At 52.4% G+C, this 16,123-nt stretch carries 13 protein-coding genes and 1 tRNA gene; 1 reads left to right on the top strand and 13 read right to left on the bottom strand.

What is annotated here, in order from left to right:
- Nucleotides 1-241 precede the first annotated feature (241 nt).
- Nucleotides 242-616, top strand: coding sequence for an energy transducer TonB (locus tag PS2015_RS06240; RefSeq protein WP_058021409.1), 375 nt, complete (start codon nucleotides 242-244; stop codon nucleotides 614-616).
- Nucleotides 617-779: 163 nt separating this feature from the next.
- Here PS2015_RS06240 and PS2015_RS15440 read toward each other — a convergent pair whose 3' ends face one another.
- The 13 genes from PS2015_RS15440 to rplS form a co-directional block, all read right to left on the bottom strand.
- Nucleotides 780-941: a DUF2256 domain-containing protein gene (locus PS2015_RS15440; RefSeq protein WP_335338266.1), complete on the bottom strand. Its 162-nt coding sequence runs from the start codon at nucleotides 939-941 to the stop codon at nucleotides 780-782.
- On the bottom strand, nucleotides 941-1,660 hold the full coding sequence (locus PS2015_RS06235) for an SDR family NAD(P)-dependent oxidoreductase (protein WP_058021408.1): 720 nt from the start codon (nucleotides 1,658-1,660) through the stop codon (nucleotides 941-943). The genes PS2015_RS15440 and PS2015_RS06235 overlap by 1 nt, the downstream gene beginning before the upstream one ends.
- Before the next feature lie 735 nt (nucleotides 1,661-2,395).
- Nucleotides 2,396-2,485: transfer RNA gene (locus PS2015_RS06230), tRNA-Ser, on the bottom strand.
- A 60-nt stretch (nucleotides 2,486-2,545) separates the two neighbouring features.
- Nucleotides 2,546-2,749, bottom strand: coding sequence for a carbon storage regulator CsrA (gene csrA / locus PS2015_RS06225; RefSeq protein WP_058021407.1), 204 nt, complete (start codon nucleotides 2,747-2,749; stop codon nucleotides 2,546-2,548).
- Between the two features lie 168 nt (nucleotides 2,750-2,917).
- Entirely contained in the window at nucleotides 2,918-4,135 is a 1,218-nt protein-coding gene (locus PS2015_RS06220; RefSeq protein WP_058021406.1) for an aspartate kinase, read from the bottom strand.
- 76 nt (nucleotides 4,136-4,211) lie between these two features.
- Nucleotides 4,212-6,821, bottom strand: a complete 2,610-nt coding sequence (gene alaS / locus PS2015_RS06215) for an alanine--tRNA ligase (protein WP_058023177.1) — start codon at nucleotides 6,819-6,821, stop codon at nucleotides 4,212-4,214.
- 93 nt (nucleotides 6,822-6,914) lie between these two features.
- Entirely contained in the window at nucleotides 6,915-7,979 is a 1,065-nt protein-coding gene (locus PS2015_RS06210; protein ID WP_058021405.1) for an AI-2E family transporter, read from the bottom strand.
- 29 nt (nucleotides 7,980-8,008) lie between these two features.
- Nucleotides 8,009-10,162 carry a protein-disulfide reductase DsbD family protein gene (locus tag PS2015_RS06205; protein ID WP_058021404.1) on the bottom strand — a complete coding sequence of 718 codons (2,154 nt, stop codon included), beginning with the start codon at nucleotides 10,160-10,162 and terminating at the stop codon, nucleotides 8,009-8,011.
- Between the two features lie 142 nt (nucleotides 10,163-10,304).
- A complete protein-coding gene (recJ, locus tag PS2015_RS06200; RefSeq protein WP_058021403.1) occupies nucleotides 10,305-12,047 on the bottom strand; it encodes a single-stranded-DNA-specific exonuclease RecJ in 1,743 nt (580 codons plus the stop codon).
- Complete coding sequence (gene thrC / locus PS2015_RS06195; RefSeq protein ID WP_058021402.1) at nucleotides 12,041-13,432, bottom strand: threonine synthase; 1,392 nt, start codon at nucleotides 13,430-13,432, stop codon at nucleotides 12,041-12,043. The genes recJ and thrC overlap by 7 nt, the downstream gene beginning before the upstream one ends.
- A 7-nt stretch (nucleotides 13,433-13,439) precedes the next feature.
- Nucleotides 13,440-14,756 (bottom strand): homoserine dehydrogenase, encoded by a 1,317-nt coding sequence (locus PS2015_RS06190; protein ID WP_156412780.1) that lies wholly within the window; start codon nucleotides 14,754-14,756, stop codon nucleotides 13,440-13,442.
- Nucleotides 14,757-14,807: 51 nt separating this feature from the next.
- Nucleotides 14,808-15,581, bottom strand: a complete 774-nt coding sequence (locus PS2015_RS06185; protein WP_058021400.1) for a DsbC family protein — start codon at nucleotides 15,579-15,581, stop codon at nucleotides 14,808-14,810.
- A 144-nt stretch (nucleotides 15,582-15,725) separates the two neighbouring features.
- On the bottom strand, nucleotides 15,726-16,091 hold the full coding sequence (gene rplS, locus PS2015_RS06180) for a 50S ribosomal protein L19 (RefSeq protein WP_058021399.1): 366 nt from the start codon (nucleotides 16,089-16,091) through the stop codon (nucleotides 15,726-15,728).
- Nucleotides 16,092-16,123 lie beyond the last annotated feature (32 nt).

The raw sequence follows: 16,123 nt of genomic DNA, 5'->3' as shown, positions 1-16,123 counted from the left end.
ATTCAGGATTGGAATGTCATCAACACTTCATATCATTGACACTATATTGTCATTCTTTAGTGGCAACATGCTGTCAACTTTGATGCTTAATGGTGCATGGTGCATTAATACAGCGCACCAGATTGGTCATCAAAGTGTTATCAAAACTCTATCCCATTGTATTTATTGATATTTAAATATTGGCACGACGCTTGCTTTTTCCATATTGCCAATTCACTTAACTCTCTCAAGAGGTCTTAACATGAAAGTTTCAGCCAAAATCAAATCCGCTCTTATCCTTGGTGTTGTCGGCTCAGCGATGGCTACTGGTGCCAGTGCACAGACTCCGGAAATGTCATTCAGCAGCAAAGAGCTGCGCGTTGTTGAGCAGTCTCTGCCAGAGTATCCGCGTCGTGCAGAACTGTCAGGTATCGAAGGTTACACTGTTGTAGAGTTCACTGTACTGCCAGACGGTTCAGTTGCTGCCCCGACTATCGCTGAGTCCAACTCACGTCTGTTCACTCGCGCTGCACTGGCTGCCATCGAGTCCTGGAAGTTTGAGCCTGTTGTTGCCGAAGCTGGCGAGCCGGTTCCTGTTCGCACTTCAATGAAGTTCAGCTTCGTCGGTCGCGATTAATTAAGATCGTAATCTGATAAATGTTAAAGCGTTTATTGTTTCAGACCCGTAAACAGTAAAGCGCCTATCGGCCAAAAGCCGTTGCAAGACCAATAATCAAAACAAGTAATACGGGATTTTTATGAAAACAATCAAAATAGCCACAAAAAATTGAGCCGGATCATTATTGACGATCCGGCTCATTTTCCTTCGCTCTGCCCCTGCCACGACGACACCTTTCAGAACAATATTTCACATCTTTCCAGGCCGTTTTCCATTTCTTTCGCCAACTGAATGGTCTCTGGCAGACCGGACACCTTTTGGCAGGCAGATCCGATTTTTTGATCAAGGCTCCACTTCCTTTCCATCCCAGGCGAAGATCCTGCCGCTGTGTTCACTAGTCAGCGACTCAACAACCTGCAGCATTTGCTCTACTGAATACGAGGCAGTGAATAATTTGCCATCCGGCACGTTTTTCTGGAACGGTTCTGACAAATGACTGTCTACGGTGCCCGGATGCAGGGCACAGACAATTGCATTTTTGTTACTGCGTCGCGTTTCAATGCCCAGATTCCTGATGATCATGTTCAGAGCCGCCTTTGAGGCCCGGTATGAATACCAGCCGCCTAGCCTGTTATCAGAAATACTGCCAACCCGGGCCGACAAAACTGCAAAAACAGAACGCTGCCGTTTATTCAGGATCGGGATAAAGTATTTGGCTATCAATGCAGGCACAATCGTATTCGCCTGAAACAGTTCTGCGAGTTTGTACGCTGATATGTCCCGCAGCGACTTTTCCGGCATGATGTCAGCGGTATGTAATATACCTGTCGCCACAATGACAAGATCCAGAGGCGCTGCCTGTGATACCTGCACGGCGGCATTCTTCAGTGAAGATTCGTCCAGATAGTCGATCTGCTGACAGAGCACATTGTCGGCGGGCGAGGACAGCGGATTCCGCGAAAATGCATGGATGCTCGCCTCGGGAAATTGTGAGGATAAAGTCCTCACAAATGCGCTGCCAATGGCGCCGCCACTGCCGAATATGGCGATGTTTTTGGGCATATGAGTGAGCTCCCTGGTGACAGTTGTGTCAGGTATACGCTCAGCGAGGCTGATCGGAGCTATAGGAGCAGCATGCTGCCATTCGAATGGTACTGCCAACTCTACAGACAAACCAAACGGGGTATATTATGGGTCGCGTCACAACTGATGGCGAACATATTGAGACATTGAGAGAGGGATGAATCAAAACAGCTCTGGGCTGTTTTGCCCCTGCGGGCTTCGCGCTGACGCGCTCGTTTTTGATTGCTGCGCAATCAATCGACCCTCTGATCGGGTTCGCCTCCCTCTCTCGTGTTTGAGTTTGGATATATTTCTGAGGGGAGTGGCGCGAATGAGGGCGGGAATATTATAAATGGCGGAGAGAGAGGGATGAATCAAAACAGCTCTGGGCTGTTTTGACCCTTCGGGCTTCGCGCTGACGCGCTCGTTTTTGATTGCTGCGCAATCAATCGACCCTCTGATCGGGTTCGTCTCCCTCTCTCGTGTTTGAGGCTGGGTATATTTTTTAGGGGAGTGGCGCGAACAACGGCGGGAATATTTTAAATGGCGGAGAGAGAGGGATGAATCAAAACAGCTTTGGGCTGTTTTGACCCTTCGGGCTTCGCGCTGACGCGCTCGTTTTTGATTGCTGCGCAATCAATCGACCCTCTGATCGGGTTCGTCTCCCTCTCTCGTGTTTGAGGCTGGGTATATTTTTTAGGGGAGTGGCGCGAACAACGGCGGGAATATTATAAATGGCGGAGAGAGAGGGATTCGAACCCTCGATAGGGATTAACCTATACGCCCTTAGCAGGGGCGCGCCTTCAGCCACTCGGCCATCTCTCCAAAATCGGGCGCAATCATAGCATAACTTTGAAGAAATGGCAGGGTTGACTTGCAATAAAGTTACTGATTACCGGCATCGCCATCATTACCAGCGCCGCCTTTCTCTTTCTGGATGCGCTGATAGATTTCTTCCCGGTGCACGGCCACATCTTTGGGGGCATTGACACCAATCCGTACCTGGTTGCCTTTCACCCCAAGAACGGTGACTGTCACATCATCGCCTACCATCAGCGTCTCACCAATCCGGCGAGTTAAGATCAACATGATGTATCTCCTTTCCCATTCATGATATCCATGCAACATCCCTTTCAGCGGCCTGAAAAGTATCCACGGAATTGTTTAAGCTGTCAGTACTCCTCTCCGGATGAGACCGGCTCAGGAGACATTTACAGTCATTTGCCCCAAACAAATCACTTCGGAACCGAAGTTCCTTTATCCCTCTAACCCAAAGGCAGCGTGCAAGGATCTTACAGCCAGCTCCAGGTACTTTTCTTCGATCACTACCGATATTTTTATCTCAGACGTGGTGATAATCTGAATATTAATGGACTCATCGACCAGAGTCCTGAACATCTGACTGGCGATTCCGGCGTGTGATTTCATTCCCACACCCACCAGTGACACCTTCGCGATCCTGTCATCCACTGACACCTGGCGTGCGCCCACCGAATCAGCAATTCTGGTGACAATATCACGTGTCTTCTGACTATCCTGACGCTTCACCGTAAAGGTAATGTCGGTTGTACCATCTGCAGAAACGTTCTGCACGATGACATCGACCTCAATACCTGCATCGCTGACTGGCCCCAGCACCTTGTAGGCCACTCCCGGCACGTCAGGCACGCCGGAAACAGTCACTTTTGCCTCGTCGCGTGTAAATGCGATCCCGGAAATAATCGGCGCTTCCATTTCCTTGTCATCCTCAAGCGTAATCAGTGTGCCTGGATCATCCTCAAAACTGGACAGGACCCTGAGCGGCACTTTGTACTTGCCGGCAAATTCAACTGACCGTATTTGTAGTACTTTCGCCCCCAGGCTTGCAAGCTCCAGCATTTCCTCGAATGTAATTGTTCGTAACAGCCTGGCATCATCAACCACGCGAGGATCCGTGGTATATACGCCTTTAACGTCTGTATAGATCTGACACTCATCCGCTTTTAGTGCAGCCGCCAGAGCGACCGCCGAGGTGTCGGAACCACCCCGCCCCAACGTAGTGATATTGCCGTGCTCATCGACGCCCTGAAAACCAGCGACTACAACTACTCGCCCCTGATCCAGCTCGTCGTGAATGCGCTGCGAGTCGATCTCGCGAATTCGGGCCTTGGTATGTACGCTATCGGTCAGGATGCGCACCTGAGAACCGGTAAATGATCGGGCCTCACAACCACGCTTGTGCAGGGCCATGGCCAGCAACGCTATGGTCACCTGCTCACCCGTTGACACCAGCACATCCAGCTCACGTGGTGTCGGATGGGCCTGAATTTGCTCTGCCAGGCCAATCAGCCGGTTAGTTTCCCCGCTCATGGCCGACAAAACCACCACAATGGAATCGCCTCTGGCCTGACTGGCAACGATACGATCTGCAACGGCCTCAATACGCTCCACACTACCGACTGAGGTACCACCAAACTTCTGAACTAACAGTGCCATAAATACTATTCACCACAAGGGGAGCTGATTAAAACAAATATGCCAATACCTTGGCAAGTGCAGAACCAACCTTTTGTCAAGTGATCTTCGTCACAATTTCAGAAACAGCCGCCAAGGCCCCAGGCAGCGATTCAACGTCGGTGCCCCCGGCCATGGCCATGTCAGGACGTCCGCCCCCTTTACCACCCACCATGGCGGCTATCTGATTGACGACATCACCCGCCTTTATGCGATCCGTCAGGTCCTGAGTCACACCGACAACCAGGGCCACTTTACCCCCCTCAGCGCTGCCCAGCACAACGACAGCCGATCCCAATTTGTTCTTCAGCTTGTCGACAGTCTCGCGCAAGGCCTTGTTGTCGAAACCTTCCACCTGCTCAGCCAGTACCTTGATGCCGTTGACTTCAATAGCCCTGGAAGCGATATCGCTGCCTGCCGCACTGGCCAATTTGCCTTTCATCTGACCCAGCTCTTTTTCCAGTGAACGGGCATGACCGACCAGCTGTTTAACCCGCTCCGCCACGCTGTCAGCACCCGTTTTCAGAGATTCGCAGATCTGTCGCAGAACGGCTTCTTCACGTTCCACATAAGCCAGCGCGCCGGCACCGGTGACTGCTTCGACACGCCGCACACCCGCCGCGATGCCGGTCTCAGCCACCAATTTGAACAAGCCGATATCGCCTGTACGCTCCACGTGAGTTCCACCACACAGTTCAGTTGAAAACTCTCCCATGCTGACCACTCGCACACGGTCACCGTATTTTTCACCAAACAACGCCATTGCGCCCTGATTCATCGCTTCATCCATGCTCATGACTTCCTTGCGGACCGCCACATTGCGCATGATTTCCCGATTCACCAGAGCTTCGATCCGTTTCACCTCATCCGCTGTCACCGGCGTATTATGGGAGAAATCAAAGCGCAGACGATCCGCCGTGACCAGTGATCCCTTCTGGGTGACATGCTCCCCAAGGACCTCCCGCAAGGCCGCATGCAACAAATGAGTTGCTGAGTGATTCAGCATTGTGGCACGTCGATTTTTCTCCTCGACGCTGGCTGTCAGGTTCTCTCCAACAGACAGGCGGCCCTGTCGCAGGACACCTTTATGGAGAACGTGCTCTCCCTGCTTCTGGGTATCGACCACCTCAAACAGGGCTGTCAGCTTACCGCCCCGCATGACCTTCAGCACCCCGCAATCACCCGCCTGGCCACCCGACTCGCCATAGAACGGACTGATATCCAGCAAAACCACAGCCTCGCTGTTGCCTATCAGATCTTTGACAGACTGGCCCTGCTGATAAATAGCCAGAACGGTCGCGTCCTTATTCAAAGTGTCGTATCCGACGAACTCCGTGCCATCCGCCACATCAATCGCAAGCTTTTCAACCGCGTTAAACTGACTGGCTGCTCTGGCCTGTTCGCGCTGAACATTCATGGCACGCTCAAAACCATCCATATCCAATGTCAGATGGTGTTCACGTGCCACATCAGCAGTCAGATCGACCGGAAATCCGTAAGTATCATACAGGCGGAACACTGTGTCCCCTGACAGGACATGACCGTTTAATTGTTTGATAGCCTGTTCCAGTATCTGCATACCGTTTTCGAGGGTACGGGCAAACTGCTGCTCTTCTTCTTTCAACACTTTTTCTACGCGCGACTGATCCTTTTTCAGATCCGCATAGGCGTCCCCCATCTCTTTGACCAGGGCATCCACCAGGCGATAGAAGAACAGATCCGTCACTCCCAACTGATAACCGTGGCGCACGGCACGGCGGATGATGCGACGCAGCACATAACCCCGACCTTCATTCGAAGGCGTCACGCCATCCAGCACCAGGAATGCGCAAGAGCGGATATGGTCAGCGATCACCCGCAACGAGGTATTGGCCGTATCGCTAACACCGGTAATCGTGGCAGCTGCATTCAACAAATTCTGAAACAGATCAATCTCGTAGTTGCTGTGCACGTGCTGCAAGACCGCGGCCAGGCGCTCCAGTCCCATGCCCGTGTCTACGGAAGGTTTGGGCAAAGGAACCAGTTCCCCACTGGTCTGGCGATCAAATTGCATGAAAACCAGGTTCCAGATTTCAATATACCGGTCACCATCTTCATCGGGGCTGCCCGGCGGTCCACCGGCAACTTCCGGACCGTGATCGTAAAAAATTTCTGAACAAGGGCCACATGGCCCCGTATCACCCATCTGCCAGAAGTTTGATGACTCTCCCAGCCTCACTACGCGATCGACAGGCACACCAATCTGATCGGTCCAGATAGCCGCCGCCTCATCGTCATCCCGGTAAACGGTAACCCAGAGCTTGTCCTTTGGCAGCCTCAGGACCTCAGTCAAAAACTCCCAGGCATAGCTTATAGCGTCCTCTTTGAAGTAGTCGCCGAAACTGAAATTACCCAGCATCTCGAAAAAGGTGTGATGACGGGCGGTATAACCGACATTTTCCAGATCGTTATGCTTGCCACCGGCTCGCACACAACGCTGAGAGCTAACCGCCCTCTGATAAGAACGGACCTCTGATCCAAGAAAAAGGTCTTTGAACTGCACCATGCCCGCGTTGGTAAACAACAACGTCGGATCGTTGCCCGGCACCAGTGAACTGCTGGGCACAACCTCATGCCCCCTGGACTTGAAATAGTTCAGAAATGACTGGCGAATCTCGTTACTTTTCATCAAACCTTCCATAATCAACCGGACGCTCAGGTCCGTCAGTATCATTTATGGCCGCAGATTATACTCTTCTGCCGGTATTTGTGCAGAACTGTCTCAGTCCTCAGGCAGGTCAACCTGCCCGTTACTTGACAGCAGAATAGCAACTGGCCGGGTTTTCGGGAAATGCGATAATACTATCGTGGTGATAATCAAAAATGGCACGCAGAGGAACATGCCGGCGACGCCCCAGATATATCCCCACAGGGCAAGATTAAACAGGATCACAACCGGACTCAGATTGAGAGACGTACCCATCAGACGAGGCTCAATAATGTTGCCAATTGTCACCTGCAGAGCACCGATCAGAATCAGCACTGTCAGAGATAAATAGATACCATCGGTTGACTGTGCCAGGGCGATCAATGCCGGAAATATTGTCGCAATAATTGACCCGACTGTCGGAATGAAATTCAGCAAAAATATCAATACGCCCCATACTTCCGGAAAATTGACGCCCAGCAGACGCAGAATCAGGTAACTCAGCGTACCTGTGAGTGCGCTGGTGAAAAGCTTGATGGTGATATACTTCTGAATGTCCGCTCGGACTTTTTCAATGATCCGCCTGACCCGCTTCTCGCGTTCAGGATTGCCAACCAGAGCCGATAATTTTTGATTGAAATTACCCTGTTCAAACAACAGAAATCCGACATAAATGGTGATCAGCACCCCATCAGCCGCCAAACCTGTAAAGGTCAACGCAAGCGCCGTAATCATGGCAGAAATATCCAGCCACTCAGTCAACACCTGGGAGAATCCGCCAGCCGGGAATTCCGCAGTAAACGGTAGCGACTGCCAGAAACTGCGCAGATTAGCCTCGTAAACGCGAGCCACACTGCCCAGGTCATTCAGGCTGCCACTGACAAACTGCACGATGATGCCAACAACTGCGAATAGCACCAGAACAGCGGCCAGAAAACAAAGAGGTCGCGGGATAGTCACCGAACCCAGCCTGAGGCGGACAATCAGACTGGCCAGCACATTGATCAAAAACCAGAAAACGATGGCGATAACCAGTGGTAAGAAAAGTTGCTGCCCTACCACCAGCAAATAGACACTGAGTGCCACTAATGCAGCTGTCGCAGCAAAATTAACCAGCGGAGTGTTTGACCTGATATTCAAGGGCTCACTCTCCTTTTTGGCCGGTTGACTCAGAGGCTGGCCAGCGCATCAATAACAATGCCTGGTGTCAGCAGTTGCGGCAATATGATCGGCTCATCGCTGGTATTGCCGGGATACAAGATATACAAAGGAACGCTGGGCCGGTTAAAAGCATCCAGCACGCGAGTGATCTCAGGATCCTGATTGGTCCAGTCGCCCTTCATATAGGTGATCCCATAATCCACCATGGCCTGCTGTACACGCCGTGTACTCAGCGTTGTCTGCTCGTTAGCCAGGCAGGTAATACACCAGGCAGCGGTCATATTAACCAGTACTGGCTGACCATTGGCGCGCAATTCTTCGACACGGGCACTGGAAAATGGTTCAAACTCTGCGCTGTAAGCTTCGCCGGTCATATCCACACCACCCCCCGAAGGCAACAGCAACGGGGTACGAAGCACTGAGAGTGCAGCGATAATCAATGCCAGGCTGGTAAGACGACCGGCCCATTGCAGGGCGACACTGCGTCCGTTACTTTTCTGCAACAACCACAGCGCCAGTGCCATCGCCAGCGCACCGGAAGCAACCGCTACCATGCCGTTAACGCCGACCTGCGTACCCAGCACCCACAGCAACCAGAGAGCGGCCGCGTACATCGGGAAGGCCATAAACTCCTTGAATGTCTCCATCCATGGGCCTGGCTTCGGCATATGGCGCATCAGAGCCGGACTGAATGACAGAATCAGGAACGGCAGAGCCATACCAAGTCCCAGGAAGGCAAACACAATCATGGCCACCGCCCACGACTGCGACAGGGCAAAACCAAGAGCCGCACCCATGAAAGGCGCTGTACAGGGGCTGGCAACCACCGTCGCCAGCACTCCCGTAAAGAATGAAGCCCGGTAACCATTACCGGTTGTCAGATTGCTGCCAACCCCCATAAATGAGGTTCCGAATTCGTAAATACCTGACAGACTCAAGCCAATCACAAAAAACAGGAATACCAAGGCCGCCACAAACCAGGGAGACTGCAGCTGAAATGCCCAGCCGACTGCCTCACCACCCGCCCGCAGGGCCAGCAGGATTGAGGCCAACAGCATAAACGACAAAACAATACCCAACGTGTACGCGATGCCATGAATGCGATATTGCGCGACCGACGAGCCACTTTTGGATGTCAGGTTAAGCACTTTCAAAGACAAGACGGGAAACACACACGGCATCAGGTTCAGGATCAAACCGCCGGCCAGCGCAAATACCATGATCATCAGCAGGCCGGGCGCATCGCTGGCGCCACTGCCGGTATTGCTGCTGCTTTGCTCAGCGGCAACAGTTGCCAGTGCGGCCAGCCCTTCCGGTGTTGCTGCTGTGGCGTTAATGACAAAACCGTCGAATTCACCATTGCGACGTTCAACGGCCAGCAAGCCGGCAATTTCAGTCAGATCTGTCAACTGACGACGAGCCTGACCATGGGTGATCTGAATCAATCCGGGGTAGAGAGTGACATCGCGCAGTGGGCCTGGCGAGAGAACCCGACGCCGTTCAGGGAAAAACCAGGCCTGTTCCACATCAGCAAATTCGCGGTCATTGGAGGAAACTGAAAAGCTGATGCGATCACCGGCGATGGCAAACAGTCCGTCAAGTGTGTGATCGTCCGTCGGCCAGGTATCCCGCGTCGCTGCGAAGGCATCGGCCCATTGAGGATTGGGCTCCAGCGTCCCACCAGTAGCCGGCACTGAGAGACTGATTTCCGCATCCTCAATCAGACAAATCAGGTCGCACACCTGCCATTCAACATGTGCCGTCATATCAAAGGTGTCGCCACGGAAATCCGCCGGAACCTCAATTGGCACCATCAACAAAACTTCCTCTTTGTACGAGAAAGTCACCAGATCGGTACCCGGGAACGGCAGCCAGGTGGGAACAGGCCATTGAATCTCGCCTGCTGTTGCGCCTTGTGGCAGACGCCATTCATGGATCATGGTGGCATCGCCACTGTCACCGGGCCATTTAGAATAGGTATGCCAGCCTTCAGTCGGAGTCAGCCGAATCGCGGTCCAGAGTGTTTCACCGGGCACGGCATTGGTGGTCTCGGCAATCAGCTCGACCTCAATCTCATCGCCATAATAAACCTCTGCCCTGGCTGTCAGCGACAGCAGAACCAGAAACAGGCTTGAGGCAATCAGAACCAGACTCTTAGGCATCAGGACTCTCCACAATAATCCGTAACTCTTTGTTGTATACCTGATTAATTTATTGTTTTTTTCAGATGAATATCTGCCCGATTGTAGCGCTTCATATCCAGCTTTGTCAGCGCTTATTGTGATAAAAAGTAACAACTTTCGATCAAAGAAGGTGTTCGACCAGTAGTTGAAGCTGCTGCTGACCACGAAACTCATTCACATCCAGCCGATAAACCAGCGTTACCTTGCGCTTTGATGGGTCGGGCCACACATTGGAGTCGATATTAAATGCAATTGCATCAAGCATAGTCTGCCCGCCATCCGGACTGACGATCATCTTGAGATGAAACCCACCAACCAGCCTCTGATCGATCAATGAGAATTCACCGTCAAATAATGGTGCTGGAAAGCCCTGCCCCCATGGCCCGGCCTGACGCAGCAGCTCGGCCGTTTGCAGCGAAAACGCATCGATATCAAGCTCTCCATCACTCAATACTTTCTGCTGCAGGGCAGCGTCATCAAGTTGCCCGGCTGCCGCCTGCTGAAACGCTTCTATAAAAGCCGACAAATTAGATTCAGGCAAACTCAGTCCAGCAGCCATGGCGTGGCCGCCAAACTTGCTGATGAGCCCCGGATGCCTGCTGGCGACGCTGTCCAGCAGATCCCGTATATGAAGTCCGGGAATGGATCTGGCCGACCCTTTTAATTCCCCGTTACCATCGGCATCAGCACCCGCATTCGCAAAAATGATAACCGGTCGATGGAATTGTTCCTTAACTCGCGAAGCCAGTATACCTGCCACACCCTGATGCCAATCCGGGTTGTACAGACACAGCGCGGCTGGTAACGCAGCTTGGCCGCTGAGCATTTCTGCCTGCAGGTCATTCATCGTCTGCAGAGCCTGCTCACGCATATCGGCCTCTATGCGTTTGCGTTCCGTATTGATAGTATCCAGTTGCCGGGCTACGCGGCGCGCAGAATCAGGGTCATCGGTTAGCAGACAGGCAATACCCAGCGACATGTCCTCGAGTCGTCCAGCGGCATTTAGCCTGGGAGCGACGGCAAATCCCAGATCGGATGCCTGCAGATTCGAACGATTGCGCCCGGACAACTCCAGTAGTGCCAGAATGCCTGCGCAGGCATGGCCCGCGCGTATTCGGCGCAGCCCTTCATGAACCAGAATGCGATTATTCTGATCCAGAGCCACCACGTCGGCAACTGTTCCAAGCGCTACCAGGTCAAGCAAATCGGCCAGGCGCGGTTCAGCCAATCCATTTTTCTCAAACCAACCTGTCTCACGCAAGCGCGCACGTAATGCCAGCATCAAATAAAACGCCACGCCCACCCCGGCCAGAGCCTTGCTGGCAAACTCACAATCACGCTGATTCGGGTTAACAATGGCGTCAGCGGCGGGCAAGTCTTCGGGAGGCAGATGATGATCAGTAATCAGAACTTTAATACCGGCAAGTCGGGCACGATCAACACCGTCTATGCTGGAAATACCATTATCAACAGTGATGATGAGATCAGGATGACGCTCAACCGCAAGGTCAACGATCTCAGGACTGAGACCATAACCGTAGGTAAATCTATCCGGTACGATGTAGTCCAGATGCTGAAAACCCATCTGGCTCAAAGCACGAATGACAACGGCACAACTGGTGGCTCCATCGACATCAAAGTCTGATACCACAAGCACACGCCCCTGCTGCTCCAGCATCTGGCATAACAGCTCGACGGCCTGCGATAGCCCCAATAGATCACCGGGCGGCAGTAAACGCCCAGCACTCAGCTCCAGCTCCGTCGGATCAGTGATATTCCTGGCACCGTAAAGGCGAGCCAGCAAGGGCGGCAAGCTCGCCTGCAGCGCGTCGGAAATCCTGGTTGGACGTCGCTCAATCAGCATAAATGCTGCTGCATAAACTCCGTGACAGCCACAATGTCATTATCCAGAACGGCATAACGTTCTTCGCGCTCCAGCAGATCCGCAAGATGCGGTGGCAAGGCCGGACTGTCCAATCCTGCCTTTTCTACTGCGTCGGCAAATTTAACCGGATGAGCCGTTGCCAGCGTAATCATCGGCACCGAGCGCTGCCGGCGACATTCACGGGCGGCCTTTACACCTATTGCGGTGTGCGGATCGATCAGAAAACCGGTGGTCCTATAAATGTCAGCGATAACATCACAGGTCGTCTGATCATCAACGCTCAGACTGGAAAACAATTCACGGGCACGTGTCCATTGCCCCTCATCCAGTTTCTGTGGGCTCTTGCCCAGCCCGGTCACAAACTGTGCGACCTTGTCCGCATCGCGATCAAACAGATCAAACAGATATCGCTCGAAGTTACTCGACACCATAATATCCATACTGGGAGAAAGCGTATGCTCCAGCTCACCCAGCGAGTATTCATTATCGCTGATCAGTCTGTGCAGGATGTCATTTCGATTGGTTGCAATCACCAACTGATCAATGGGCAAGCCCATCTGACGCGCCAGGTAACCCGCATAAATATCGCCGAAATTACCGGTAGGCACCGAAAAAGATACCGGACGCTGTGGTCCACCAAGCTGCAAAGATGCTGAAAAATAATAGACGATCTGCGCCATGATTCTGGCCCAGTTAATTGAATTCACAGCCACCAGTTGTCTATTTTCCGGCAAAAATTGCTGATTGCCAAAAGCGGCCTTCACAATTCGCTGGCAATCATCAAAGTTACCGCGTAAAGCGATGTTGTGCACATTGTCACCAGGGATAGTAGTCATCTGGCGACGTTGAACTTCCGAGACCCGCTGATAGGGATGCAGGATAAACAGGTCGATATTCGGGCAATGACGACACCCTTCCAGCGCCGCAGAGCCGGTGTCACCGGATGTCGCGCCCAGTACTGCCACTTTTTTATTATCGCGCATCAGCACGTAGTCTAGCAGGCGCCCCAATAATTGCAGAGCAAAATCCTTGAAAGCCAGAGTCGGTCCGCAATACAGTTCCAGCACCCATTCATTGCTGTCGAGCATCCGCAAAGGCGCTACGGCGGGATGTGTAAAACCTTCGTAGCTCTCGTCAATGATACGCTCCAGCACATCATCCGGGATTTCACCATCAATGAATGGCTGAATAATTTTGAACGCTAATTTCGGGTAACTCAGCCCACCCCAGGAAGCAATTTCTTCCTGACTGAACACTGGCAGTGTTTCCGGCACATACAAGCCACCGTCCGGTGCGAGACCAGTCAATAAAACCTGTTCGAAATTACAGACAGGCGATTTACCCCGTGTACTGATGTATCTCATGCCGACCTCAATTATCCTCGCCGTCAAACTGCTCCACCCGGATACGCATAATCGATCCGCCGACTTCATCCAGGCCTTCTATGACGCCAATCGCAACATCCATGGTGTTTTCACTGGTACGACTGGTCAGGATAACAACTGGCACAATACCTCTTTCAGCATCGTCACCGTGCGGCTCTTTCTGGATAACCGCTTCTATATTGATCCCATAATTGGTCAGCACCTGCGATATTTTAGCCATGACACCGACTTTGTCTCGCGCCGGGATCCTCAGATAGTACTCGGATTCAATCTCACTGATATCCAGAATACGCAGATCGTTGCGCAATTTGTTAAAGGCCAGTGGGGGTATCGTGGCCTGAGTTCGGGACTCGCGCCAGGTACGGGCGATATCAATAATATCCGCCACCACCGAGGAGGCTGTCGCTTCTGCTCCGGCACCAGCACCGTAGTACAAGGTACTACCAGCAGAATCACCTTTTACAACCACCGCGTTCATAACGCCATGCACATTTGCAATCAGGGTATTTTCTGAAATCAATGTCGGGTGCACGCGTAATTCAACGCCGGCATCTGTCACACGGGTAATACCCAGGTGCTTGATGCGATAACCCAATTCTTCTGCATAGCTGATATCAGCAGTGGTAATGTGACTGATGCCCTCGGTGTAAACTCGGTCAAACTCCAGTGCAATGCCAAAAGCGTTGGCGGCTAGAATGGTCAGTTTGTGAGCCGCATCGATGCCTTCAACATCAAAGGTTGGATCGGCCTCGGCGTAACCCAGTTCTTGCGCCTCTTTAAGAACCTCGGGAAAGTCGCGTTTACGCTCACCCATTTCTGTCAGGATAAAGTTGCTGGTGCCGTTAATTATGCCAGCCAGCCACTGTATTGAGTTGGCCGCCAGACCTTCGCGTAAGGCTTTGATGATTGGTATTCCGCCGGCCACGGCACTTTCATAGGCGACCACTACGCCTTTCTTTCGGGCGGCCTCGAAAATGGTGTTGCCGTGCACAGCAATCAAGGCCTTGTTGGCCGTCACTACGTGTTTGCCGTTCTCAATAGCATACAACACCAGTTCCAGGGCTGGCTCAAATCCGCCAATCAGTTCTACAACCAGATCGACTTCCGGATTCCTTGCCACTTCAAAAACATCAGTGCTGTAATGCACACCACTGGCTTTCAGCTCGGCAGACGGGCGACGAGTTGCCACGTGCACCACTTCCAGATCCATCCCCACTCGACGTTTAATCTCGGATGCCTTGCTGCGTAACAGATTGAACGTCCCGCCGCCCACTGTACCGTGACCACAAATACCAATCCGCAGGCCTTGTTTCTCGCTGTCCTGACTCACAATTTCCTCACTTAAATTCAATAATTACTGGCCCAACACCAGTGCGCTGAGCCGGTCCACTTCCATATAGCCTGGAACCAGCGTGCCATCTTGCAGCAGAATAGCCGGCGTACCGGTAATGCCAATGCGATTACCCAAAGCGTGATGATTCAGCACCGGGTTAGTGCAATCCCGCGAAGGCAGGTTTTGACCGTTCTTGGCCTGATTAAGGGCCTGTTTACGGTCCTCTGCACACCACACCGACACCATTTTAGGATAGGCTTCGGACTGCATGCCGCCCCTTGGATAGGCCACATAACGGACAGTAATGCCGCGCTCATTGATGGCAGCCATATCACCATGCAGTCGACGACAATATCCACAATCCACATCGGTAAATACTGTGATCTGCGCTCTCGGATTCTCCGCCGCAAAAATGATCATCTGGTCTTCCGGCAAACCTGCTATAAGATCTGCAGTCTGACCCTTGCGGGTTTCTGCTGTCAGGTTCACCAGACCTTCCGGCCGCGTCATATATAATTCACCGGAAAGCAGAAACTGTCCGCTTCGATCCGTATGCAGAATCTCTCCGGAACTCATGATGACCTGATAAATACCAGACATGGGCGTCTCGTTGACTGTCTCCACCCTGAGCTGGCCCTGACTGACCGCGCCCAGACTGGTATTGAGCGCCGTGCGGATATCGACCATCCAGTCCGGCTCTTCAGCAGCCGAGACTGCGCCCGGCATTAGTGCTGTTGAAACAACCATACCGCTGACCAGGGCGAGCGTACGGGCTGCTGACTTAATTCTATTCATGCTGTTTCTCCACATACAGAGACAGAGGCTTTCAGGTCACTGACTTTACCATGTAGTTCACGACGCACCCAAAGCGTAACTAAAAAAAAGGGGCAATTAAGCCCCTTTTTCTTTGCCGGCTCAACAAGCCGGTAGTCGTCTCGATCAGCTGACTTTCTTGTCCAGCTTTTCGGCGATACGCGCAGCACGACCAGACAGGTCACGCAAGTAGTAGAGTTTGGCCTGACGCACATCGCCACGACGCTTGACGGCGATGCTGTCAACCAGTGGGCTGTAAGTCTGGAAAGTACGCTCAACACCTACGCCGTGAGAGATTTTACGGACAGTGAAAGCAGAGTTCAGGCCGCGGTTACGAATACCGATCACCACACCTTCAAAAGCCTGCAGACGCTCACGGTCGCCTTCCTTGATTTTTACCTGAACAACAACGGTATCACCCGGGCTGAATGCCGGGATTTCCTTGTTCATCTGCTCTTTTTCGATCATTTCAATGTATTTGCTGTTGCTCATCGCCGTACTCCCATTATTGACGTCTCCTGCCC

The sequence above is a fragment of the Pseudohongiella spirulinae genome (assembly GCF_001444425.1).
GTDB classification, from domain to species: domain Bacteria; phylum Pseudomonadota; class Gammaproteobacteria; order Pseudomonadales; family Pseudohongiellaceae; genus Pseudohongiella; species Pseudohongiella spirulinae.
This window is presented reverse-complemented; position numbering and strand designations above follow the sequence as displayed.

Excerpts from the sequence above, each read along its gene's own strand:
- alaS (WP_058023177.1), bottom strand. The coding sequence starts at position 6,821 with ATGAAAAGTAACGAGATTCGCCAGTCATTTCTGAACTATTTCAAGTCC.
- PS2015_RS06185 (WP_058021400.1), bottom strand. The coding sequence starts at position 15,581 with ATGAATAGAATTAAGTCAGCAGCCCGTACGCTCGCCCTGGTCAGCGGT.
- PS2015_RS06220 (WP_058021406.1), bottom strand. The coding sequence starts at position 4,135 with ATGGCACTGTTAGTTCAGAAGTTTGGTGGTACCTCAGTCGGTAGTGTG.
- PS2015_RS06205 (WP_058021404.1), bottom strand. The coding sequence starts at position 10,162 with ATGCCTAAGAGTCTGGTTCTGATTGCCTCAAGCCTGTTTCTGGTTCTG.
- PS2015_RS06240 (WP_058021409.1), top strand. The coding sequence starts at position 242 with ATGAAAGTTTCAGCCAAAATCAAATCCGCTCTTATCCTTGGTGTTGTC.
- recJ (WP_058021403.1), bottom strand. The coding sequence starts at position 12,047 with ATGCTGATTGAGCGACGTCCAACCAGGATTTCCGACGCGCTGCAGGCG.
- thrC (WP_058021402.1), bottom strand. The coding sequence starts at position 13,432 with ATGAGATACATCAGTACACGGGGTAAATCGCCTGTCTGTAATTTCGAA.
- csrA (WP_058021407.1), bottom strand. The coding sequence starts at position 2,749 with ATGTTGATCTTAACTCGCCGGATTGGTGAGACGCTGATGGTAGGCGAT.
- PS2015_RS06235 (WP_058021408.1), bottom strand. The coding sequence starts at position 1,660 with ATGCCCAAAAACATCGCCATATTCGGCAGTGGCGGCGCCATTGGCAGC.
- rplS (WP_058021399.1), bottom strand. The coding sequence starts at position 16,091 with ATGAGCAACAGCAAATACATTGAAATGATCGAAAAAGAGCAGATGAAC.